The sequence below is a fragment of the Streptomyces sp. NPDC049954 genome (genome assembly GCF_040656295.1).
Taxonomy (GTDB): domain Bacteria; phylum Actinomycetota; class Actinomycetes; order Streptomycetales; family Streptomycetaceae; genus Streptomyces.
This window is the reverse complement of sequence record NZ_JBFALS010000002.1, coordinates 503,639-524,998: the sequence shown is the minus strand read 5'-3', so window position 1 is coordinate 524,998 and position 21,360 is coordinate 503,639. Positions and strand designations below refer to the sequence as shown.

The 21,360-nt window shown below is 72.6% G+C and carries 21 protein-coding genes, 1 pseudogene and 1 riboswitch; of the genes and pseudogenes, 7 read left to right on the top strand and 15 right to left on the bottom strand.

From position 1 onward, the window contains the following. Positions 1-162: 162 nt before the first annotated feature. The 4 genes from AB0J21_RS05820 (at position 163) to AB0J21_RS05805 (ending at position 1,930) form a co-directional block, all read left to right on the top strand. Positions 163-489: a hypothetical protein gene (locus tag AB0J21_RS05820; protein ID WP_363144552.1), complete on the top strand. Its 327-nt coding sequence runs from the start codon at positions 163-165 to the stop codon at positions 487-489. Beyond that, positions 486-824 (top strand): hypothetical protein, encoded by a 339-nt coding sequence (locus AB0J21_RS05815; RefSeq protein WP_363144551.1) that lies wholly within the window; start codon positions 486-488, stop codon positions 822-824. The genes AB0J21_RS05820 and AB0J21_RS05815 overlap by 4 nt, the downstream gene beginning before the upstream one ends. Next, positions 821-1,258 (top strand): ATP-binding protein, encoded by a 438-nt coding sequence (locus AB0J21_RS05810; RefSeq protein WP_363144550.1) that lies wholly within the window; start codon positions 821-823, stop codon positions 1,256-1,258. The genes AB0J21_RS05815 and AB0J21_RS05810 overlap by 4 nt, the downstream gene beginning before the upstream one ends. Positions 1,259-1,342: 84 nt before the next feature. Then, positions 1,343-1,930 carry a hypothetical protein gene (locus AB0J21_RS05805; protein WP_363144549.1) on the top strand — a complete coding sequence of 196 codons (588 nt, stop codon included), beginning with the start codon at positions 1,343-1,345 and terminating at the stop codon, positions 1,928-1,930. On the opposite strand, the pseudogene AB0J21_RS05800 reads toward AB0J21_RS05805, so the two are convergent. Next, positions 1,911-2,072 (bottom strand): annotated as a pseudogene (locus AB0J21_RS05800) (NADP oxidoreductase); the annotation flags it as partial. The gene AB0J21_RS05805 and the pseudogene AB0J21_RS05800 overlap by 20 nt on opposite strands. Positions 2,073-2,128: 56 nt before the next feature. Between AB0J21_RS05800 and AB0J21_RS05795 the strand changes: the two are divergent. Together AB0J21_RS05795 and AB0J21_RS05790 are read left to right on the top strand one after the other, a co-directional pair. Beyond that, complete coding sequence (locus tag AB0J21_RS05795; RefSeq protein ID WP_200692811.1) at positions 2,129-2,401, top strand: type II toxin-antitoxin system Phd/YefM family antitoxin; 273 nt, start codon at positions 2,129-2,131, stop codon at positions 2,399-2,401. Continuing rightward, positions 2,398-2,667, top strand: a complete 270-nt coding sequence (locus tag AB0J21_RS05790; protein ID WP_363144548.1) for a type II toxin-antitoxin system RelE/ParE family toxin — start codon at positions 2,398-2,400, stop codon at positions 2,665-2,667. Before AB0J21_RS05795 ends, AB0J21_RS05790 begins: the two co-directional genes overlap by 4 nt. Positions 2,668-2,717: 50 nt before the next feature. On the opposite strand, the gene AB0J21_RS05785 is transcribed toward AB0J21_RS05790, so the two are convergent. The 7 genes from AB0J21_RS05785 to AB0J21_RS05755 form a co-directional block, all read right to left on the bottom strand. Continuing rightward, a complete protein-coding gene (locus tag AB0J21_RS05785; protein ID WP_363144547.1) occupies positions 2,718-3,680 on the bottom strand; it encodes a Ppx/GppA phosphatase family protein in 963 nt (320 codons plus the stop codon). Further along, complete coding sequence (locus tag AB0J21_RS05780) at positions 3,677-4,216, bottom strand: DUF501 domain-containing protein (RefSeq protein WP_363144546.1); 540 nt, start codon at positions 4,214-4,216, stop codon at positions 3,677-3,679. Before AB0J21_RS05780 ends, AB0J21_RS05785 begins: the two co-directional genes overlap by 4 nt. Positions 4,217-4,329: 113 nt before the next feature. Beyond that, on the bottom strand, positions 4,330-4,812 hold the full coding sequence (locus AB0J21_RS05775; protein WP_363144545.1) for a septum formation initiator family protein: 483 nt from the start codon (positions 4,810-4,812) through the stop codon (positions 4,330-4,332). Between the two features lie 164 nt (positions 4,813-4,976). Beyond that, positions 4,977-6,263 carry a phosphopyruvate hydratase gene (gene eno / locus AB0J21_RS05770; RefSeq protein ID WP_363144544.1) on the bottom strand — a complete coding sequence of 429 codons (1,287 nt, stop codon included), beginning with the start codon at positions 6,261-6,263 and terminating at the stop codon, positions 4,977-4,979. A gap of 376 nt (positions 6,264-6,639) precedes the next feature. Further along, positions 6,640-7,371 carry a transglycosylase family protein gene (locus AB0J21_RS05765; RefSeq protein ID WP_363144543.1) on the bottom strand — a complete coding sequence of 244 codons (732 nt, stop codon included), beginning with the start codon at positions 7,369-7,371 and terminating at the stop codon, positions 6,640-6,642. 4 nt (positions 7,372-7,375) lie between these two features. Then, positions 7,376-7,552: riboswitch (cyclic di-AMP (ydaO/yuaA leader) on the bottom strand. 185 nt (positions 7,553-7,737) lie between these two features. Further along, positions 7,738-8,763, bottom strand: a complete 1,026-nt coding sequence (locus AB0J21_RS05760) for a transglycosylase family protein (protein ID WP_363144542.1) — start codon at positions 8,761-8,763, stop codon at positions 7,738-7,740. Positions 8,764-8,981: 218 nt separating this feature from the next. Further along, on the bottom strand, positions 8,982-10,298 hold the full coding sequence (locus AB0J21_RS05755) for a cytochrome P450 (RefSeq protein WP_363144541.1): 1,317 nt from the start codon (positions 10,296-10,298) through the stop codon (positions 8,982-8,984). Between the two features lie 160 nt (positions 10,299-10,458). Here AB0J21_RS05755 and AB0J21_RS05750 point away from each other — a divergent pair, with 160 nt between their 5' ends. Continuing rightward, entirely contained in the window at positions 10,459-11,103 is a 645-nt protein-coding gene (locus tag AB0J21_RS05750; RefSeq protein ID WP_363144540.1) for a Uma2 family endonuclease, read from the top strand. On the opposite strand, the gene AB0J21_RS05745 is transcribed toward AB0J21_RS05750, so the two are convergent. From AB0J21_RS05745 to mfd, 7 genes are all read right to left on the bottom strand, one after another. Then, positions 11,094-12,125, bottom strand: coding sequence for a nucleoside triphosphate pyrophosphohydrolase (locus AB0J21_RS05745; protein ID WP_363144539.1), 1,032 nt, complete (start codon positions 12,123-12,125; stop codon positions 11,094-11,096). The genes AB0J21_RS05750 and AB0J21_RS05745 overlap by 10 nt on opposite strands. A 73-nt stretch (positions 12,126-12,198) precedes the next feature. Then, positions 12,199-12,882, bottom strand: a complete 684-nt coding sequence (locus AB0J21_RS05740; RefSeq protein WP_363144538.1) for a SurA N-terminal domain-containing protein — start codon at positions 12,880-12,882, stop codon at positions 12,199-12,201. Positions 12,883-13,034: 152 nt separating this feature from the next. Continuing rightward, a complete protein-coding gene (locus AB0J21_RS05735) occupies positions 13,035-14,582 on the bottom strand; it encodes a serine/threonine-protein kinase (protein WP_363144537.1) in 1,548 nt (515 codons plus the stop codon). After that, entirely contained in the window at positions 14,579-15,406 is an 828-nt protein-coding gene (locus AB0J21_RS05730; RefSeq protein ID WP_363144536.1) for a hypothetical protein, read from the bottom strand. Before AB0J21_RS05730 ends, AB0J21_RS05735 begins: the two co-directional genes overlap by 4 nt. 457 nt (positions 15,407-15,863) lie before the next feature. Then, positions 15,864-16,610: an HNH endonuclease family protein gene (locus tag AB0J21_RS05725; protein ID WP_363144535.1), complete on the bottom strand. Its 747-nt coding sequence runs from the start codon at positions 16,608-16,610 to the stop codon at positions 15,864-15,866. A 117-nt stretch (positions 16,611-16,727) separates the two neighbouring features. Continuing rightward, positions 16,728-17,561, bottom strand: a complete 834-nt coding sequence (locus AB0J21_RS05720; protein WP_363144711.1) for a hypothetical protein — start codon at positions 17,559-17,561, stop codon at positions 16,728-16,730. 205 nt (positions 17,562-17,766) lie between these two features. Beyond that, positions 17,767-21,300 carry a transcription-repair coupling factor gene (gene mfd, locus AB0J21_RS05715; RefSeq protein WP_363144534.1) on the bottom strand — a complete coding sequence of 1,178 codons (3,534 nt, stop codon included), beginning with the start codon at positions 21,298-21,300 and terminating at the stop codon, positions 17,767-17,769. Between the last annotated feature and the right edge of the window lie 60 nt (positions 21,301-21,360).

Sequence of the window (21,360 nt, the reverse complement as noted above, 5' to 3'; positions counted from 1 at the left end):
ATTCCTCCGATTCATATTCGGCCCACGGCTCCGTCATAGCTTCGGAGCATGGGAGAACCCCGATCAGAGCAACTTCGTAACACTCCAGCGCAGTTACGTCACGGCGCCCCCTTCCGCCCTCGTCTGGGCGATCTGGCTCACGACCTGGCTCAGGACGGGCAGGTGGGGGTCGTGGTCGGCCTGCCCGGCGAGAGCGCGGCCTCCTACCACCTCCGCCTGCCCGGGGGCGGTGGGGACTGGCGTGCGACATCCGACGGGAGCACTCTGCGGCCCGTGGCGGTCCCCGTCACGCACGTAACCCCGCACCGGTGGGAAGCGCTCCCCGACTGGCACGAACGGCAGACCGCCCTGCCCGTCACCGTGCACCACGAGGACGGAGGCACCTCCGAGTCGCTGCTGCTCCTGACCCCTTCGCAGGTGAAGCTGTGCCAACTGCGACTCGGACAGCCCTCTAGGCGGCGGGAGTTGGAAGGTGAGGGCACGCCGTGAACGCATCACGCCTCGACGAGAGACTCCGCACGGCGGCGTTCCCCACCACCGGGTTCAGCTTCCTGGGGTACACCTGCGCACACCGCGTCGTCGTCGGCTCCGTCGTCTGCCGGGACGGCGAGTGGCGAGAGATCACGCATGTCGCGGGCGTCCGGCTGGCCGCCGGCCTCCCTGCCCTCACTCTCCGCACGGGCCGCACCGCCGTACAGGTCAGCCCCCGCGCCCGTCTGCTGATCTGCGCCACGAAGGAACCCGTCCCGTGCGCGAAGCACAACACCCCTGCCCCACTCCCCGGACTGCCCGCCGCGACACCGCCCCTGGAGGCCGAGAAGTGACCGGAACGATGACCGAGGAGCAGCCCGGCGAAACCGCTGTGGCCCCATCCGCACAGTCCACTTTCCGCGCGGTCGAGGAGTCCGTCAGCGAGGCCCGGTCCTTTGCCAGGGCGCACCTGAGGGCCACGGCGACCACCGCCGGGCGCGAAGCGGCGGATCGCCTCGAAGACGTCGTGCTCGTCGTCTCCGAGTTGGTGACCAATGCCGTCCGGTACGGAAGCGAGCCGGGCGACTCCTTCCGCCTCGTCCTCGAAACGGCCCCCGGCCGGGTCCTGGTCGAGGTGCACGACACGTGCCGTCGTGCCCCGCGCCGGAAATCCGAGTCGGCCGAACGTCAGCGGGGGCGGGGGCTGTTCATCGTGGACGCGCTCGCGACGTGGGGCGTTCGCGACCGGCCGTTCGGGAAGATCGTGTGGGCGGTGGTCGAGTGGTGAGTTCTCACTGACCCGCTGACCCGCTGCCCCGCTGCCCCGCCGAACCCGGCCGCGATGTCCGAGCCACCTCCTACGGTGTCCCCCATGACGCACTGGACAGATCGCCCGCTCGCCCATCACGAGGAGACCAACGTCGTCTTCTTCCGGGGGATTTCGCTGGACTCGCTCACCCGGGGGCTTCTTGACGCGCGGCGCGTGCCGCTCGCCTACGGCAAGGGGGAGGAGTGGGGGGTGATCATGCACGACATGCTCGGGTGGGACGACGGGGACTACGAGCCCACCGCTTACGGGCCGTTGTGCGCGGACGGCGGTGAGCTCGTCGTCTTCGTCACCGAGCCGTGCATAGCGAAAGCCCACGGTCCCTGGTTCGCGTACTACCGGGACGGGCGGCTGATCACCTTCCTCACCTTCGAGTCCCCGAGCGACGGAGGGGGCGCGGAACCTGATCTGCTGCTGCCCGCGCTCACGGCGGCGCGCCTGGCCGGCCCGCACGCGGACCTTGAAGGCGACGACGTCGAGGAGAGGATCGCGTGCGCCGTCGCCGGCTTCTTCGGGCTCCCCGAACTCGAAATGCCCGAGGAAGCCGCCCGGGCCGAAGGCGAGACCCAGGGGGACGGGGCCCGTCGCCGGGGCAGGTCTGCGAGCGCTTCGCTCAGGCGGGAAGTCCGGTGACGCCGAGGGCGAAGTCCAGGTTCCCCACGCCGTGGCCGGCGAGGCCCACCGTGACCACGCCCGCCCCTTCCAGCCAGTGCGCCATCACCAGGCCACCGACGTCCAGCGGGCGCAGCCCGAGGCTTTCGACGAACGCCTCCAAAGCGTCACTCACTCCCGAGGCGTGTGCGTGTACACGATCGTGCGTACACTTTCTTTATGGCCGAGAGCACTGTGACTGTACGGGAAGCCCGCGCACACCTGGCGGACCACATCAATCGTGCCGAGGAGGGCACACCTACGGTGATCACCCGCAACGGCGAGCCCGTCGCGGCCGTGGTGCCGATCGCGGACTTCAACGCACTGGAGGAAGCAGCCGACGTGTTGCTGGCCCGGGAGGCGGAAGCGGTCCTGGCCCAGGGCGGCCCGACGGTGCCTATGGCTGAGCTGCTGGCAGACCTGTTCGCCGAGCGCACCGACGACGCGGCGTGAAGTACGGGTTCCGGTTCACCACAGCCGCACAGCGTCAACTTCGGGCCATTGACCGGCCTGCCGCCATGCGCATCCTGGCGGCGTTGACCGCGCTCGGCGACGATCCGTACCGTGAGGACGCCGACATCAGGAAACTCACCGGCCCGTCGGGCCTCTATCGGCTGCGGGTCGGCAGCTACCGGGTCGCCTATCAGGTCGAAGACGGCGAGCTCATCGTCCTCGTCGTCAAGATCGGCGACCGGCGCGGCGTCTACCGCGACATCTGAGATCAGGCGGCCCGGAGCCCTGAGACTCCGGGCCGCCTCACATCAGAGGGTCACTCGTCGTCGAGTGCGGCATGCCAAGCGATGCCGTCCAGGATGTCGTGTTCGCTGACCACGACCTCCTTCGCTCCGACGCGGCGCATGAGGGCGCGCAGGATCAGGGCGCCGGAGGTGATGACGTCGACGCGGCCCGGGTGCATCGCGGGGATCGCGGCGCGTTCGGGGTGGGTGGAGGTCAGGAGGCGGTCGGTGATCGCGGACACCGACGCGTAGGAGACGCGGGAGTGGTGGATCGCCGCCGAGTCGTACTCCTGGAGGTCCAGGGAGATCGCGGCGAGCGTCGTGACCGTGCCCGCGAGGCCCACGAGGGTGTGCGCCTCGGTCAGCGGGACCGTTTCGGCGGCCTGGTCCAGGGCTCGTTCGATGTCCGACTCGATCGCGGCGACCAGGTCCGCGGTCGGCGGGTCGACCACCGTGCCGTCCTCGCGGGCGAGATGGCGTTCCGTCATGCGGACGCAGCCGATGTCGACCGAGCGGGCCGCGGCCACCGTGTCCTCGCCGACCACGAACTCCGTGGAGCCGCCGCCGATGTCCACCACCAGGTACGGCTTGCGGTACGTGTCGGAGCCGGTGAGTTCCTTCGTCGCGCCGGTGAAGGAGAGCTGGGCCTCCTCGTCGCCGGTGATCACCTCGGGGTCGACGCCCAGGATCTCGTGGACGCCGCGCACGAAGTCCTCGCGGTTGGAGGCGTCGCGGGAGGCGGACGTCGCGACGAAGCGCAGGCGGCCGGCCGGGACGCCGTGCTCCTCGATCACGCGCGCGTACTCGCGGCACGCGTCGAAGGTGCGCTCCAGCGCCTCGGGGGCGAGGCGGCCCGTGCGGTCCACGCCCTGGCCCAGGCGCACGATGCGCATGGCGCGGTGCAGGTCGCGCAGTTCGCCGGTCGCCGGGTCGGCGTCCGCGACGAGCAGGCGGATGGAGTTCGTACCACAGTCGATCGCCGCGACCCGCGTCACTTGCCCTCCCCCTCGGCCGTCGCGCACAGGTCCGCGCACGGGCCCTTCGCCCACCACTCGGGGAGCATCGCGAGGGCCTCGTCGCCGAGCGGGTTGACGCCGGGCCCGGCCGCGAGCGAGTGCGCGACGAGGACGTGCAGGCACTTCACGCGCTCCGGCATGCCGCCCGCGCTCGGGAAGCCGGTCAGCTCCTCGATCTCGTCGCGGCGTTTCAGGTAGTCCTCGTGCGCGGCGCGGTAGGCGTCGGCGAGTTCCGGGTCGCGGGCGAGGCGCTCGCTCATCTCGCGCATCACGCCGTTCGCCTCCAGCGTGCCGATCGCGGACGCGGCGCGCGGGCACGTCAGGTAGTACAGCGTCGGGAACGGGGTGCCGTCGGGCAGCCGGGGCGCCGTCTCCACGACGTCCGGGAGCCCGCAGGGGCAGCGGTGCGCGATGGTGCGCAGCCCGCGCGGCGGACGGCCGAGCTGCTGCTTGAAGGCGGCGACATCGGCCTCGGTCGGCTCGGTGGGCGCGGTGGGCGGCGGGGGCGTGTCCATGCGGGGCTTTCTCTCGTACGTACGGCGGCGGGCCTGGCGGGCGGGGCCGGCTCGGTGCCGTCCCGTTCCCCCCAGTATCGCCGCAGGGCGGCGGCGCGCCGTCCCCGGGCGGTTCAGCGGTCCGCGGCGTCCGCGTGGTCGATCCCGGTGAGCAGGTTCGCGTACCAGGCGCGGCCGGACACGGCGCTGTCGCCCTGCGGGCCCTGGAGCGCGGCGCCCCGGACCACGGCGGTGTAGCCGGTCTCGCCGGGCAGCACGTAGTGGAGGCGTTCGCGGATGCGCTGACGGGCGTAGGAGGGGTCCTCCCAGCGCGCCTTCTCGTCGCGCAGCCGCTCCACGCCGGCGCGGTGCTCGCGCAGTTGCTCGCGCATGTCGGCGATCTCGTTGCGCTGCGAGACGTACTGGCGCATCGGGTAGGCGAGTGCGACGACCAGCGTGCACAGGACCAGGACGAGGAGGGCGGCGCGTCCGGTCAGCCGGGAGCGGCGGTCCTGGCGGCGGGACTGGGAGCGGTAGACGCGGGCGGCGGTCTGCTCGCCGAGCGCCCGCAGCCGGGTGGCCGTGGAGAACCGGTCCCGGTGGTCCCTCGCTGGCATCGTGCCTCCCCGTGCACCCGTGAAACGCGCGTACGTCCTGAACACGCGTACGTCCCCGCACACGGTACGGGACCGGGTGCGGGGACGTACGGAGGCCGTGCGCCCCGGGGCGGGCCGTCAGCCGGGTGCCGACGGGCGCCGCGCGGCGCGGGGGCCTCGGGGGCTCAGCCCTTGAAGCGCGGGAACGCGGAGCGGCCCGCGTACACGGCGGCGTCGTCGAGGATCTCCTCGATGCGCAGGAGCTGGTTGTACTTGGCGACGCGGTCGGTGCGGGCCGGGGCGCCGGACTTGATCTGACCGCAGTTCACGGCGACGGCGAGGTCGGCGATCGTGACGTCCTCGGTCTCGCCGGAGCGGTGGGACATCATGCACTTGAAGCCGTTGCGCTGGGCCAGCTCCACGGCGTCCAGGGTCTCGGTCAGCGAGCCGATCTGGTTGACCTTGACGAGCAGGGCGTTGGCGGAGCCCTCCTCGATGCCGCGCGCCAGGCGCTCCGGGTTGGTGACGAACAGGTCGTCACCGACGAGCTGGACCTTGTCGCCGAGCTTGTCGGTGATGGTCTTCCAGCCGGCCCAGTCGTCCTCGTACAGCGGGTCCTCGATGGACACGAGCGGGTACGCGGAGACGAGCTCCGCGTAGTACTCGGTCATCTCGGCGGCCGAGCGCTCCTTGCCCTCGAACAGGTACGTGCCGTCCTTGTAGAACTCGGAGGCGGCGACGTCCAGGGCGAGCGCGACGTCACGGCCCGGCACGTAGCCGGCTTCCTTGATCGCCTCAAGGATGAGGTCGAGGGCGGCGCGGTTGGACTCCAGGTTCGGGGCGAAGCCGCCCTCGTCACCGAGGCCCGTGGAGAGGCCGCGCTGCTTCAGGACCTTCTTGAGGGTGTGGTAGACCTCGGAGCCCCAGCGGACGGCCTCGGAGAAGGACTCGGCGCCGATCGGCGCGATCATGAACTCCTGGATGTCCACGTTGGAGTCGGCGTGCGAGCCGCCGTTCAGGATGTTCATCATCGGCACCGGGAGCAGGTGCGCGTTGGGGCCGCCCAGGTAGCGGAAGAGCGGCAGGTCGCTGGCCTCGGAGGCGGCGTGCGCGACGGCGAGGGAGACTCCGAGGATGGCGTTGGCGCCGAGCGAGGACTTGTCCGGGGTGGCGTCCAGGTCGAACATCGCCTGGTCGATCAGCCGCTGCTCGGTGGCGTCGTAGCCCACCAGCTCCGGGCCGATCTGCTCGATGACGGCCAGGACGGCCTTCTCGACGCCCTTGCCGCCGTAGCGGTTCGCGTCTCCGTCACGCAGTTCGAGGGCCTCGAAGGCCCCGGTGGAGGCGCCGGAGGGCACGGCCGCGCGGCCCGTGCTCCCGTCGTCGAGGCCGACCTCGACCTCGACCGTGGGGTTGCCTCGGGAGTCCAGGATTTCCCGGGCTACGACGACGTCGATGGACGGCACGAGCATCTCCTTCGTGGGATGTGAAGCAGGAAGTGCGGGGTGCGTGAGCACCTTGCGTCATGAGCCTAACCGGCGCGGGACCTCCGGCCCCCCGAAGCCCGCCCGCTAAGACGAAACGAGCGGACACAACGGGCATCGTCCGCATATCCGGCGCGTTGCCGACGGGGTGACCGAGCATCTGAGCCGCCCGCCGTGACACATGAGCCCGCCGTTGAGCGGGGCCGCGCACGGACGAGCCGGGCGGCCGGAAAGGCCCCCGCCCCGGCACGCGCGGGGGACACGTGCCGGGGCGGGGCGGCCCTCAGGGGCCGGGGCGGCCCGTGCGGGCCGTGGCCCATGGGGGTGGGCCGGGGAGCGGCGGGCGCGGGGCCCGCCGGCCGGGTCAGCTCAGGTGGAGCTGCTGGCCCGGGTAGATCAGGTCGGCGTTCTTGACGATGTCGTCGTTGAGCTGGAACAGCTTGGACCAGCCGCCGGAGACGTGGTGCTTCTGCGCGATCTCGCTCAGCGTGTCGCCGGTGACGACCTTGTACTCGCCGTCGCCCTTGGGGACGATCTTGCCGGTGTCGGTCTTGACCGTGCCGGTCGTGGACTTCGGGGCGGCCTTGGGCGCGGCCTTGGGCTGCGGGGCCGCCTGGCGCTGCTGGCCGCGCGAGGCGGCCTGGCTGTCGGTGTGCTGCGGGGCGGCCTGCTGCGGCTGCTGGCCGGAGGAGGAGCCGGTGCTGACGCCCGGGTCCACACCGTCGTTGGTGAGGCCACCGGCGCCGGCGCAGGACCAGGCGCCCGGTCCCTGCATGGCGAGGAGCTTCTCGGCGGTGGCTATCTGCTGGCCCTTGGTGGCCAGGTCGGCGCGCGGGGCGTACTGGGTGCCACCGGCGGCGGCCCAGGAGGACTGGTTGAACTGGAGGCCACCGTAGTAACCGTTGCCGGTGTTGATGGACCAGTTGCCGCCGGACTCGCACTGCGCGACCTTGTCCCAGGTCGAGACGGAGGCGGCGGAGGCGGTGCCGGAGGCCATCAGCGGGACGGCGATGGCGGCGCCGGTGACACCCGCGAGGGCGACGACGCGGGTGGCCTTGGAAGAACGACGGTGCTTGCCCTTGCTGGAAAACAGCATGAAGAGGTCTCCTCACCGACGCCTACGAGGTGAGCTGTCGGGTTCGGGCCCGTGAGTTGCCCGGCCGTGCGACCTTGCGCACGACTTCACCCCGAGCCCCGTACGCCGCCCGGATCTCTCCGGACGGCGCACGGGGCACAAACCTTGGGTCCCCCGCTCCTGCCTTCGGCGCTCGACGCGACGACTGTCCCGCACGGTCGCCGGCAGGATTCGGCGTGACGACCGTCGGGGCTCCCGGTGGGGAGCGGAGACGACGTTAAGCAAGAAACAACCGGAACTTCAAAGACGATCAGGGCTGTTGAGACTCATGTCTCACTTGCCCTCAACCGGACAATTAGCCCCGAACCCTGACACCCTCTTGTCCGGTTATTGACCCGAATCCACACCAAGATCCAGGCTCTGGCCAGGAAGGATGAGGTCGGGGTCGGCGCCGACGACCTTCTTGTTCTGCTCGTACAGCGCGGTCCAGCCCGCGGGGAGCTTGTGGGCGTCCGCGATGGCCCAGAGATTGTCGCCCGAACGCACCTTGTACGTCTTGTCCTTGGTGTCGTCGTTCGCCGACCTCTGCCCGTTTTCTCCCCGGGAGGCGTGGAGTTCGCCGGCCACGGAACGGTCCGTTCCGGTGGCGGCCGGGTCCTGGGCGGCCTCGTCGTCCGGCGCCTGGTCCGTCGCGCCGGAGCCGGACGTGTCGTCGCCCCCCTCGTAAGAGGCGGACGGGTCGCCGGTGGGGCTCTGAGCGCCCTTCTTGGCGTGGCGGCCGGAGGACTTGCCGGAGGCGTCGTCCCCTCCACTCCCGGCCGAGGGGGAGGCGCTTGACTTGGCGTCCGGTGCGGACGATTCGTCCGAAGCGCCCGGCTTGGCGTGCTTCGAGCTCTTCTTGGGCGACTTCGACGCCTCGGCGCTCTCGTCCCCCTTGCCGGACTTGTCCCCCTTGCCGGACTTCCCCGCTTCGGTGGACTCGTCGCTCTTGCCGGACTTCGCCTTCTTCGCGGAGTCCCCGGAGGCCGAGGGCTTCGCGGAGGGCGAGGCGGGGACGGTCGAGGTGTCGCCGACACCCGCGCCCGCCGCGTCGTCGGTGCCGCCGTCATCGCGGGTCAGCCCCGCCCCGATGGCACAACCGGGCCAGGCGGACGGGCCCTCGGTGGCGAGGATGCGCTGACCGACGAGGATCTGCTGGGCGCGCGTGGCCATGTCGGCGCGCGGGGCGAGGTCGAGACCCCCGTTCGCCTCCCACTCGTCGTCGGAGAGCTGGAGGCCGCCGTAGTAGCCGTTGCCGCCGTCGGCGCTCCACGAGCCGCCGGTCTCACATTCGACGAGGCGGTCCCAAGGGCCCTGGTCCGCGCTGGCGCCGGTCGCGCCGAGCAGCGGAATGGCGATGGCCGAGCCGGTCACACCTGCCGCGACGACAAGGGCCGGGGCCTGGCGGGGGCGTCGGTGACGGCCGTTCCCGGAGAGCATGCGGTTGCCTTTCGCGTGACAGCTGAGTCGGACGTGAACGTAGCCGGATTCGAATGCCTGTCACAAGTCGATGCAGCCCCGATCACGCGAACATCACATTTTTGACGTGGGTTCAGGTCGTACGAGGTGTCACATCGCGGGTAAGTCGGGTATTACGCGCCCCCGTCCGGGGCACGAGTGACGGGAGTGAAGCGGACGGGCAGGGTGCGCAGCCCCCGCATGATGAGGCCGCCGCGCCAGCGCAGGTCCTCGGGTTCGGCGTCGAGCGCGAGGTCCGGAAGGCGGGTCAGCAGCCGCTCCAGCGCGGTCTGCCCTTCGAGGCGGGCGAGCGGCGCGCCGAGGCAGTAGTGGATGCCGTGGCCGTAGCCGAGGTGCTGGTTGTCGCGGCGCGCGAGGTCGAGCGTGTCGGGCTCGGCGAAGCGCTCCGGGTCGCGGTCGGCCGCCGCGAGCACCACGAGTACGGGGTCGCCGGGCGCGATGTCCTGCTCGCCGACGCGCAGCGGCGCGGTCGCGTACCGCCAGGTGGCCAGTTCGACCGGGCCGTCCCAGCGCAGCAGTTCCTCGACGCCGGTCGCGAGCAGGCCCCGGTCCCCCGCGGCCAGGGACTCCTGGAGGCGGGCGCGTTCCCGGGGGTGCCCAAGCAGGGCGAGGACCCCGTTGCCCACGAGGTTCACGGTCGTCTCGAAGCCGGCGAACAGGAGGATGAAGGCCATCGCGGCGGCCTCGTTCTCCGTGAGGTGCTCCCCGCCGTCGGAGGCGCGGACGAGGTCCGAGATGAGGTCGTCGCCGGGGTCCAGGCGTTTGCGGTGGATGAGTTCGGCGAGGTAGCCGCGCATCTTCTTGACAGCCCGGCCCACTCCCCCGCGCGGTCCGCCGCCGTGCCGGATCATCATGCCCGCCCAGTCCCGGAAGTCGTCCTGGTCCTCGCGCGGGACGCCGAGCAGATCGCAGATGGCGTAGATGGGGAGCGGGAACGCGAACTCGTGGATGAGGTCCGCCTCCCCTTTCTGTGCGAACCCGTCGATGAGGGCGTCGGTCAGTTCGCGTACCCGGGGCTCGAAGGCGGCGACCCGGCGCGGCGTGAACGCCTTCGAGACGAGGCGGCGCAGCCGGGTGTGGTCGGGCGGGTCGATGTTGAGCAGGTGCGTCATGAGTTCGGCCTTGCGCTCGCCCGGGATGCCGGTCCTGCCCTTGGCGTGCGCGGACTCGGCGTGGTGCGCCGGGTTCTTCGACAGCCGGGGCTCGGCGAGGGCCTGCCGGGCCTCGGCGTACCGCGTGACGAGCCACGCCTCGACCCCGCTCGGCAACCGCGTCCAGCGCACCGGCTCGTGCTCGCGCAGCCAGGCGTACGCGGGGTAGGGGTCGGCGGCGAACTCCCGGCTGAACAGCGGCGGGGTCGGGCCGGGCGCCGCGAGGGGGCAGGCGGGGGCGGTGGGCTCGGCCGGGGTGGAGGGGGCGTTCTCGGTCACCGGTCGACGGTACCGGGCCGGGCGGGGGGCTCCCTCGGCGCTGCCTCCGTCCGTGCGGGCCCGGCGGCGGCGTGAACTCCCGTGCGCGGCTTTCACTCTTTCGTATATACCTGCGGCATATGCCCCAGGTAGGCTCTTGAGTACGGCCATACTCCGTCGCATGGGAGCGCTTATGAGCACCGCCGCCGAGAACACTCCGGGGCCGCAGGGGCCGGAGCCGCAGGAGGAGCGGTTCGCCTGGCCGACGCCTCCGGCCGGCGGCTGGACGGCGGAGGACCTCGACCGGATTCCGGGGCTCCCGCCGCACACCGAGCTGATCGACGGGGGCCTGTTCTTCATGAGTCCGCAGACGTACTTCCACCTGCTCGTCGTCCGCCTGCTGGAGGACGCGCTGCGGATTCAGGTCCCGGACGACCTGGAAGTGCTCCGGGAGATGACGACGAGACTCGGCTCCCGCACCCGCCCGGAACCGGACCTGATGCTGGTTCCGCTGAAGGCCGTGGAATCGCTGCGGCAGTCCTGGATCGACCCCGCACTCATCCTGCTGGCCGTCGAAGTCGTCTCACCCGAATCGGAGGAACGTGACCGCGAGGTCAAGCCGCGTAAGTACGCGGCGGCCGGCATCCGTCACTACTGGCGGGTGGAGAACGTGGACGACCGCCCTGTCGTCTACGTCTACGAGCTGGACCCGGCGACGGAGAGCTACGCGATCACCGGCATTCACCACGACCAACTGCGGATCCGGGTCCCGTTCCCCCTGGACATCGACCTGAAGTTCGCGCGCCGCCGCCCCCCTCAGCCCTGACGGCTCTCCGCCGCCAGGATCGCGTCCCGGTACGCGCGGGCCGCGCCGCGCAGGGCGGTCTCGGGGTCGACGCCCTGGGCCTGGGCCTTCGCGGCGAGGGCGAGGAGTTCGTAGCCGATGCCGCCGCCCGCTCCTTCGTCGCCGGGGACGGGGACGGGGCCGGTGGGCAGGTCCACGTCGAGGGCCGCCGTGCGGGCGCGGGCGTGGAGTTTCGCGGCGAGGGACAGGGCGGGCTGGCCCAGCGGCACGCCCTCGGTGACCGAGGTGCGGCCCTTCTCCTCGGCCTTCCTGCGCAGCCACAGGGCGCGTACGTCCTCGGGGGTCTCGGCGCTCTCCTCGCCGAAGACGTGCGGGTGGCGGTGGACGAGCTTGTCGACGATGGCGCCCGCGACGTCGTCCACGGAGAAGGGCTCCTCCGCGTCCTCCTCCGCGATCCGGGAGTGGAAGACGACCTGGAGCAGGACGTCGCCCAGCTCCTCGCGCAGTTCGGCGCGGTCCCCCGTCTCGATCGCCTCGACGAGTTCGAAGACCTCCTCCAGCGCGTACGGGGCGAGGCCCTCGTGGGTCTGGAGGCTCGACCACGGGCAGTCGGCGCGGATGCGGTCCATGACCTGCACGAGGTCGAGCAGGCGCGCGCCCGGCAGGTCGTAGGAGGCGGGGAGCAGTTCGAGTTCGGGCATCGCGAAGCGGCCCGAGCCTGCCATCGCGGCCAGCTGGTCGGTCAGGCGCCGGTCCCCCGCCGTGTCGCTCTCCCCGCCGGGCCCGCCCGGGAGGACGACGACGGTCGAGCCGTCGGCGCAGAACTCGACCAGCTCCCGCGCCTCGGGCGCGTACCGCTCGACACCGATCCCGGCCTCGCGCAGGTACGGGAGCTGGGGGTGGTCCGGGTCGGCGCACAGGACGCGGGCGGCGGTGCGCAGCGTGTCCCAGGCCGGCCAGGACAGCAGCCCGGGGGCGACCCGGTGGCTCGTGGTGAGCAGGACGATCCGGCCGGGCCCGGCGGCGGGGGTGGTTGCGTTCACCCCCCGAACGTAACGCAGTGGCCGCGGGCCCCGGCGGGCGGCGGGGGCCCGGTCAGCTCTGCTCGGTGCCCGGTCAGCTCTGTTCGGTGCCCGCCGGTTTCGAGACCTCGCGCAGCCAGGCGGGCTGCGTGTCGGCGCGGGCGCTGGTGCGTGTGTTCCACGAGCCGTACCGCGGGTTGACGTCCACCTTCAGTTTCTTCCCGGCGACGGACAGCGCCTTCCAGAACGCGTCCTGCCCCTCCTTGGTGTTCGGGTCGGCGCCGAGCGCCCGGTAGAGCTTCTGCGCGGCGATCTCGGTGCGCAGGCTCTCGTCCAGGCGGGCGGGCGCGACCCCGTTCTGCTGGAGCCAGGCCGTCCGGAGGGCCTTGTCGCCCCCGGCCTGCTGGGCGAAGGAGGCGCGCAGCCGCTGGACCTCGGCGCGGCTCACGGTGACCCCTGCGTCCCGGGCGGCGCGGTCCAGGACGCGGTCGCGGACCATGGACTGGAGGGTGAAACGGGACAGCTTGCCGCTCTTGCCGACGATCTGCTCGTACGACTTGGTGTCGGGGCTCGCGGCGCGCTGCGCCTCGCGGACCTCGCTGACGCGGTTCTCCAGCTGCGCGACGGTGATGCGCTGGCCACCGACGACGGCCGCGGCCCCGGGATGGGCCTCGCTGCCGCACGCGGACAGCAGGGGCACGCCGGCGAGGAGCGCGGCGGAGAGGGCGAGCCCGGTGGTGCGGCTACGGCTGCGGCTGGTGCGACGGCGGCTGTGCACGGGGAGCCTCCCAGAGATTGTGCTTCGGAGCACAAGCTTGCGGTGATCGATGTTAGGCAGTCGGCAGCCCGCGGGCTACCGCTTCGACCAACGATTCACGGCCAGTTGTGTGGCGCGTGAGCCGATCGGGGGCGAGGAGAGCTGACGCGGGCTCAGCGGACGCGGCTGAGCCAGTGCAGGGTGCGGCGGATCTCGGCGGGGAGGGGGTGGCCCTGGCCGTGCAGCCGTTCGGCGTCGAACAGCAGGGAGGACAGGGCCTCGTGGGCGGCGCCGTGGTCGCCCACGGCGAGCAGGACGTGCCCGATCCTGCGCCGTACGTCGAGGGCGAGCAGCCGGTCACCGGCGTACGGGTGCGAGAAGTACGCGAGCAGCTCGCGGTACTCGCGCAGGGCGCTCGCCGCCTCGCCGAGCTGTTCGAGGCACTGGGCGGCCTCGTAGCGCAGACGCAGCACCTCCCGGTCGGCGGGCCCGCTCCCGGCGGCGTGTTCCCCCACGAGGCGGCGCAGTTCCGGCAGGGCGCGGCGGTACTGGCCGTCCTCCATGAGGGTGGCCGCGTACTGCTTGCGGAGCATGCGGACGACGACGGAGCCCTCGCCGTAGCTCGCGGCGGCGGCCGGCAGGAGATCACCGAGGAGGTCGACGGCCTGGGTGACCCGGCCCTCGCCGAGCAGGTGCTTGACCTGGTCGACGGCGGTGGTGACGTCCGGGACCCCGCCACCGGTGACCGGCCGCGGGGTGTGGGCGCGGGACGGGGACGGGGCCGCCGGGGCCGGGTGGAGGGGCCACGGGGCGTGCGGGCGCAGGAAGGGGCGCAGCGGGTCGAGCGCTCCGGCGGGCGTACCGCGCGCGGGCAGCAGCGGGAGCAGCGCCTCGTGCACGGCGGCGGCGTCGCGCGGACGCGCCTGCGGGTCCTTCGCGAGCAGCCGCCGCACGAGCGTGTCCAGGGCGTGCGGGACCTCGGCGCGCACCTGGCGTACGGGCACCGGGATGTCGTACAGGTGGCTGTGCAGGACGCCGAAGGCCGACCCGGAGAACGGCACCTCGCCGCTGAGCAGCTCGTACAGCAGGACGCCCAGCGCGTACAGGTCGGTGTACGGGCCGACCGCGCCGCCCCTCGCCTGCTCGGGCGCCATGTACGCGGGGGTGCCGACGGGGACGCCGGTCTGCGTGATGCGTGTCGTGTCGGTGTCCATGACCGAGGCCACGCCCAGGTCGAGGACGGTGACGGTGCCGTCCTCGCCGATCATGATGTTGTGCGGCTTGAGGTCGCGGTGGACGATCGGCACCGCGTGCACGGCGGACAGCACGGAACACAGCTGCGCGGCGACCGCGACCGCCCAGGGCCAGGGGTAGGGCCGGTGCCGCGCGAGGTGTTCGGCGAGGTTCACCCCGCCGACGTGCCGCATGACGAGGAACAGGTCCTCCCCCTCGGTGCCCGCGTCGTGCACGGTGACGAGCCCGGGGTGGTCGACCTGCGCGGTGACCCGGCACTCGCGGGCGAAGCGGTGGCGCAGCTCCTCGGCGTGCTGCCCCGAGGAGCGGTCCGGGCGCAGCAGTTTGACGGCGACCCGGCGGTCCAGCCGCTGGTCGTAAGCCGTCCAGACCTGGCCCATGCCGCCCTCGCCGAGCACCGTCGCGAGGCGGTAGCGGCCGGCGACGAGCCGCGAGGTCTCCCCCGTGCCGGCGTGTCCGGCGCTCACCGGGAGGTGGTCCCGTCCGGGCTGTCGGGGGCCCAGCCGTGGGCGCCCGGGTACTCGGGGGCGGTCCCGGAAGGGGCGGGGCCGGAGGGGGAGGGACCGTGGCCGGAGGGGACGTGGTCGGAGGGGCCGTAGCCGGAAGGGACGTGGTCGGAGGGGACCTGGTCGGAGGGGACCTGGTCGGAGGGGACCTGGTCGGAGGGGCCGTCAGCCGGGGTGCGGCCCGCCTCCTCGGCGCGCAGATAGGCGCTCAGTTCGTCGAGTTCGGCGCGGACCTGGTCGATGCGGCCCGGGTACGGGGCCGACAGGGGCACCGGGGCGGGGAGGGGCTGCGGGTATCCGGACGCCGGGCGGGCGGGGAACCCGTGGGCGGTGGGGGCGTAGGGGCCGGCGGGCGCCGCGGGGGCGTAGGTCCCGGGGGCGGGGTAATGGCCCGGGGCGTGGGCGGACACACCCACGAGGCCGGGCGGCGAGGCGGCCGTCGCGCGGTAGCGGATGTCGGAGTACAGGTAGTAGGCCGTTCCCGCGAAGGCGTTGAGCAGCAGGAGGACCATGCCCACATTGCCCTGCCAGCCCTCGATCTCGTCGCTCCCGGGGTCGGCCGCGACGAAGACGGTGCCGAGAACGGCACACGCCACCGAGCACCACAGGGCGAACCAGCCGGCCCGCCTGCGCGTCACGCTCGCCGCCCGCAGCAGGGAGATCCAGCTCAGGAAGCCGAGCGCGCACAGCGAGACCAGCGTGAGCCCGGTGCGCTCGACGGCCAGCGCGGCCGTCGAGGGACGACGGGACCTCGGAGGCACAGGGCCGGGACCGATGCCGTGCATGGCGTGCTCCTGGGGCAGGACGGCGGAGGGAACACCGCTTCTGCGGGCGGCTTCCTGACATGCGCCCATTCTCGCCTCGCGCACCGTCGGGGCGGAACAGTTTCGGAAGGCGGACCGCGAAGCCGCGCCGCCGGGGCGGTGAGCGGGGGCAAGCCCGTCGGTCCCGGTCGGCGCGGGCGAAGCGGCACCCTGCCGGGCGGTGCGAGGCGGTGCTGACGCGCCACGGTCAGGGCGATCCGTCAGGGGGAGCCACCAGGGGGAGCCGCCAGGGCGAGGTCGTCAGGGCGACCCGTCAAGGGAAGCCGTCAAGGCAGTGCGCGTGGCCGCGCACACGCGGCGACGTGCGCGGGGAGGGCCGGTCTCAGCATCCGGGGCGGCTGAGCCGACGGGTGTCCAGCCCTCCGCGCCCGGGAGTCGCCGGGCTGTGCGGGCTGCTCGTGGGCGCGGGCCCCCGCGCTCAGTCCGCGTGGAAGCGGGCCGGGGCGCTGGTCGGGGCGTCACCGGCCGGGAGCTTCTGGCCGGGGCAGGTGGACAGGACCTTCTTCATCGCCGCCCGCTCGGCGCCGGTCACCCACAGCCCGTACTTCTTCTTCACGGCGACCTGGCCGGCGACGTACGTGCACCGGTAGCCCTTGTTCGCGGGCAGCCAGGTCGCGGAGTCGCCCTCGCCCTTGCTGCGGTTGGGACCGGCGCTGACGGCCAGCAGGTTGAGCGGGTCGTTGGCCAGCGCTATGCGCTTGCTCGCGTCCCACTGCTGGGCGCCCTTCTGCCAGGCGTCGGACAGCGACACGAGATGGTCGATGTCGATCGTGCTCGCGCCCCGGGTGAAGCGGATCGTCTTCCCCGAGTAGGGGTCGTCGGTGAGAGTCCCCCCGGCGATGACGCACTTCCCCTCCTTGTACCGCACGTCCTCAAGGTCGCGTTTGAGGACGTCGTCGCGGGTGTCGCAGTGGTTGGAGTCGGTGTCGGCCCAGGCGCTGCCGAAGCGGTCGCGGGCGTAACCCGTCTTGGGCGCGCGGCCCTTGACGGTCAGCGAGTCGACGGCCGCGAGCGCGGAGCCGCGCGCGGCGGTGGCCGGGCCGCCCGAGCCGCCGCCCGAGCCCGCCGTCACCTCGTCCAGGTCCGAGCAGCCCGCGCTTGTGAGCAGTACCCCGCAGAGGACCGCCGTGCCCACCGCGCCCAGCGGTCCCGCCTTGTGCCGCATACCGTGCCTCTCGCTGTGCCCACCGACGTGCCCCCGGCGTTTCGAGCCGGGCTTCATGTCTACCCGGTCGGCGGGCGCCGACTCCGGGCGGGCCGGGGCGAGGTGGGCGAGGTGGGCCTAGACCTTCCCGATGCCCAGGGTCGTCGTGGACGGGAGCAGGCCCGCGCCGATCACGTCGAGCCAGAAGGGGCCGAGGAGTTCGGCGAGGCGGGCGGTGTCCTCCGTGCCGAGGGCCTGCCAGGGGGCGGCCGCCAGGGCGTCGGTGCGGGTCTCGACCTCGGTGCGCAGGGCGCGCCCCGCGGGGGTCGCCGTACCGTCCTCGGCCACCAGGCCCCGGGCGTGGAGGCGTGCGCGGGCCGCCGACCACTCCCGCTCGCTCCAGCCCCGGCTCGCGAAGGTCTCCTCGGGGGCCGCGCCGATCGCGGCGAAGGACACGAGGGACTCGGCCGGGTCCAGGCCCGCCGTGAGCAGGGCGGCGAGGTGGCCGTCGCCCCGGTGCTCGCGCAGGATCGTCGCCGCCTGCCACAGCACGAGGTGCGGGGCGGTGGGCCAGGGCAGGGCCGCGTTCGCGGCGGCCAGGGGGCGGCCCGCCGGCTGCGCCGCGAGCGCCGCGCGCCGCGCGAGCGAGGCCGCCTCGGCGAGTTCGGGGCTCTCGGTGCGCTCCCCGAACAGCCGCCCGTAGAACCGGTCGACGCCGCGCAGCCGCGCCGCGAGGACCTGCTCCGGGCTCGCCTTGCGCCAGTCGGGGGCGTACCGCTCGACCGTGGGCGGGCTGAAGCTGTAGAAGGCGGAGGCGATGCCCGGCGCGCCCACCGGGCCCAGCGGCGCGGCCCGCAGCGGGAAGTAGGACGGCCAGCGCTCGTCCGTCGCGAGGCCCAGCGCGGCCGACTCCTCGAAGACCTCGGGGGCGTAGTAGACGACCGCGTGCACGGGCTCCAGCAGATGCCACATCTGGCGCACCCGCGCGGGATCCACCGGCGCCGCCGCCGGGGCGGGCCCCGCCGCACCCTCGGCCCGTACCTGCTTCTCTTCGTTCTCGGCCGTCATGTCTCCCCCGACTCCCGTACCGGCACCGCTTCTTGTCATTGACAAGATTGGGGGACGGAGAGGGGGCGCGTCAACCTCTCCGGACGCGCCCCCAGCCCCACCGGCAGCTTTACGAGCCCAGGATCGAGGCCAGGAACTCGCCTGCCCAGGACAGGAGTTCGCGGCCCATCAGCGGTTTGCCGCCGACCTTCGCCGTCTTCGGGCGCGGGACGAGCGCCTGCTGGGTGGACGGCTTCATGACGGTGCCCGGGTACAGGCGCTGAAGCCGCAGCTGCTGGGACTCGCGCAGCTCGCCCACGGGCGCGAAGCGGATGTTGTTGCCCTGAAGGACGATCTCACCGACCCCGCAGGAGCGGGCCAGCATGCGCAGCCCCGCGACCAGCAGCAGGTTCTCGACCGGCTCGGGCAACTTGCCGTAGCGGTCCGTAAGTTCCTCGCGGACGGCCTTGACGTCCTCCTCGCTGGTGGCGGAGGCGATCGCGCGGTACGCCTGGAGACGCAGCCGCTCGCCGGGCGCGTAGTCGTGCGGGACGTGCGCGTCGACCGGCAGTTCGATCTTCACCTCAAGCGGCGGCTCCTCGTCCACCGAACCGTCCAGCTCCGCGCGGTAGTCGGCGACGGCCTCGCCGACCATGCGCACGTACAGGTCGAAGCCGACGCCCGCGATGTGCCCGGACTGCTCGCCGCCCAGCAGGTTGCCCGCCCCGCGGATCTCCAGGTCCTTCATCGCGACGTACATCCCGGCGCCCATCTCGGTGTGCTGGGCGATCGTCGCGAGGCGTTCGTGCGCGGTCTCGGTGAGCGGCTTCTCCGGCGGGTACAGGAAGTAGGCGTAGCCACGTTCGCGGCCCCGGCCGACGCGGCCACGCAGCTGGTGGAGCTGGGAGAGGCCGAAGTTGTCGCCGCGCTCCACGATCAGCGTGTTGGCGTTGGAGATGTCAATACCGGACTCGACGATCGTGGTCGACACGAGGACGTCGAACTTGTTCTCCCAGAAGTCGACGACGACCTGTTCCAGGGCCGCTTCGGACATCTGGCCGTGCGCCGTGGCGATCCGCGCCTCGGGCACGATCGCGCGCAGCGCCGACGCGGCCCGGTCGATCGAGTCGACCCGGTTGTGGATGTAGAACACCTGGCCCTCGCGCAGCAGTTCGCGACGGATCGCGGCGCCGATCTGCTTCTCCTCGTAGGGCCCCACGAAGGTCAGCACCGGGTGCCGCTCCTCGGGCGGCGTGGTGATCGTGGACATCTCGCGGATTCCGGTGACCGCCATCTCCAGGGTGCGCGGGATGGGCGTCGCGGACATCGTGAGGACGTCGACGTTGGCGCGCAGCTTCTTCAGCTGCTCCTTGTGCTCGACGCCGAAGCGCTGCTCCTCGTCGACGATGACCAGCCCGAGGTCCTTGAACTTCGTCTCGGAGGAGAACAGGCGGTGGGTGCCGATGACCAGGTCGACGGAGCCGTCCCGCAGCCCCTCCAGGGTGGCCTTGGCCTCGGTGTCGCTCTGGAAGCGGGACAGCGCCCGGATCTTCACCGGGAACTGCGCGTACCGCTCGCTGAACGTCGAGTAGTGCTGCTGGACGAGCAGGGTCGTGGGCACGAGGACGGCGACCTGCTTGCCGTCCTGCACCGCCTTGAACGCGGCGCGCACCGCGATCTCCGTCTTGCCGTAGCCGACGTCCCCGCAGATCAGGCGGTCCATCGGGACCGTCTTCTCCATGTCGGACTTGACCTCGCTGATCGTCGTCAGCTGGTCGGGGGTCTCGGCGTACGGGAAGGCGTCCTCCAGTTCCCGCTGCCACGGGGTGTCCGCGCCGAAGGCGTGGCCGGGCGCCGCCATCCGCGCCGAGTACAGCTTGATGAGGTCGGCGGCGATCTCCTTGACGGCCTTCTTCGCGCGGGCCTTCGTCTTCGTCCAGTCCGCGCCGCCGAGCCGGTGCAGGGTCGGGGCCTCCCCGCCCACGTACTTGGTGATCTGCTCCAGCTGATCGGTGGGGATGTACAGCCGGTCGCCGGGCTGTCCGCGCTTGGCGGGCGCGTACTCGACCACCAGGTACTCGCGGGTCGCGCCCTGCACGGTGCGCTGGACCATCTCGATGTAGCGGCCCACGCCGTGCTGCTCGTGGACGATGTAGTCGCCGGTCTCCAGCGTCAGCGGGTCGATGGTCTTCCTGCGGCGCACCGGCATCCGGGCGCCTTCCTTCCCGGCCGCCTTCTGGCCGGAGAGGTCGGTCTCGGTGAGCACGGCGAGCTTGAGCGCGGGCTCCACGAAGCCGTGGTCGATCGAGCCGCAGGACACGTGCACGACGGACGGGGAGATCTCCCCGAGGTCCGGGTCCAGACGCGCCGCGATGCCCTCGCCGCCCAGCACCTCGACGGTGCGGCTCGCGGGGCCCTGCGCCTCCGTGACGTAGACCATGCGCCAGCCGTCCGACAGCCACTGCTTGGTGTCGGCGAGGGCGCGGGCCGTGTCACCCCGGTAGCTCTCGGGGGCACGCATCCCGAGGTTCAGGGTGTCGGCGCCCAGCTCCTCGTCGATCGCGAACGGCGACACCGACCACCACAGCATGCCCAGCTCGCGCGCGTGCTCGCGGACATCGGCCAGGCCCCACAGGGAGGCGGCGCCGACGTCGATGGGCGCCTCGCCGCCGGTCGCGGACGCCGCCCACGAGGCGTGCAGGAACTCCTGGCTGGTCGCGACGAGGTCCCCGGCCCGGGTACGGACCCGCTCCGGGTCGCACACCACGGTCATGGCGCGCCCGGGCAGCACGTCGAGGAGCAGTTCCATGTCGTCGACCAGCACGGGGGCCAGCGACTCCATGCCCTCCACGGCGATGCCCTCGGCGATCTTGCCGAGCAGTCCCCCCAGTTCGGGGTGGGCCTCGGCGAGGGCGGCGGCCCGCTCCCGCACCTGGTCGGTCAGGAGCAGTTCCCGGCAGGGCGGCGCCCACAGCCCGTACTCGGCGACCTCCAGGGAGCGCTGGTCGGCGACCTTGAAGTAGCGGATCTCCTCGACGTCGTCGCCCCAGAACTCGACGCGCAGCGGGTGTTCCTCGGTCGGCGGGAACACGTCGAGGATGCCGCCACGCACTGCGAACTCGCCGCGCTTCTCGACCAGTTCGACGCGGGCGTAGGCGGCCGCCGCGAGCGCCTCGACGACCTCGCCGAGATCGGCGCTCTGCCCTTGCCGCAGGCTCACCGGTTCGAGGTCGCCCAGGCCCTTGACCTGCGGCTGGAGCACCGAACGGATGGGGGCGACGACGACCGAGACGGGCCCGGTGTCCGGGTCGTCGGTCTGCGGGTGGGCCAGCCGGCGCAGCACGGCGAGGCGCCGGCCCACGGTGTCGGAGCGGGGCGAGAGCCGCTCGTGCGGCAGCGTCTCCCAGGACGGGAACTCGACGACGCCGTCGGCGGGCAGCAGGGTGCGCAGGGCCGCCGCGAGGTCCTCGGCCTCCCGGCCGGTCGCGGTGACGGCGAGCACGGTACGGCCCGTCTCCCGGGCCAGCGCCGCGACCACGAAGGGCCGCGCGGCGGGCGGGCCCACCAGGTCGGCCTGCGTGCGGTGGCCGTCGGCGGCGGCCTTGACCGCTTCGGACAGCGCGGGATCGGCGACCACCGCGTCGAGGAGACCGTGGAGACTCATGAAGGCTTCTTTCCGTCCTGGCGGCTACGGGGTGGAACGGGGTGGACAGGGGACAGGCGC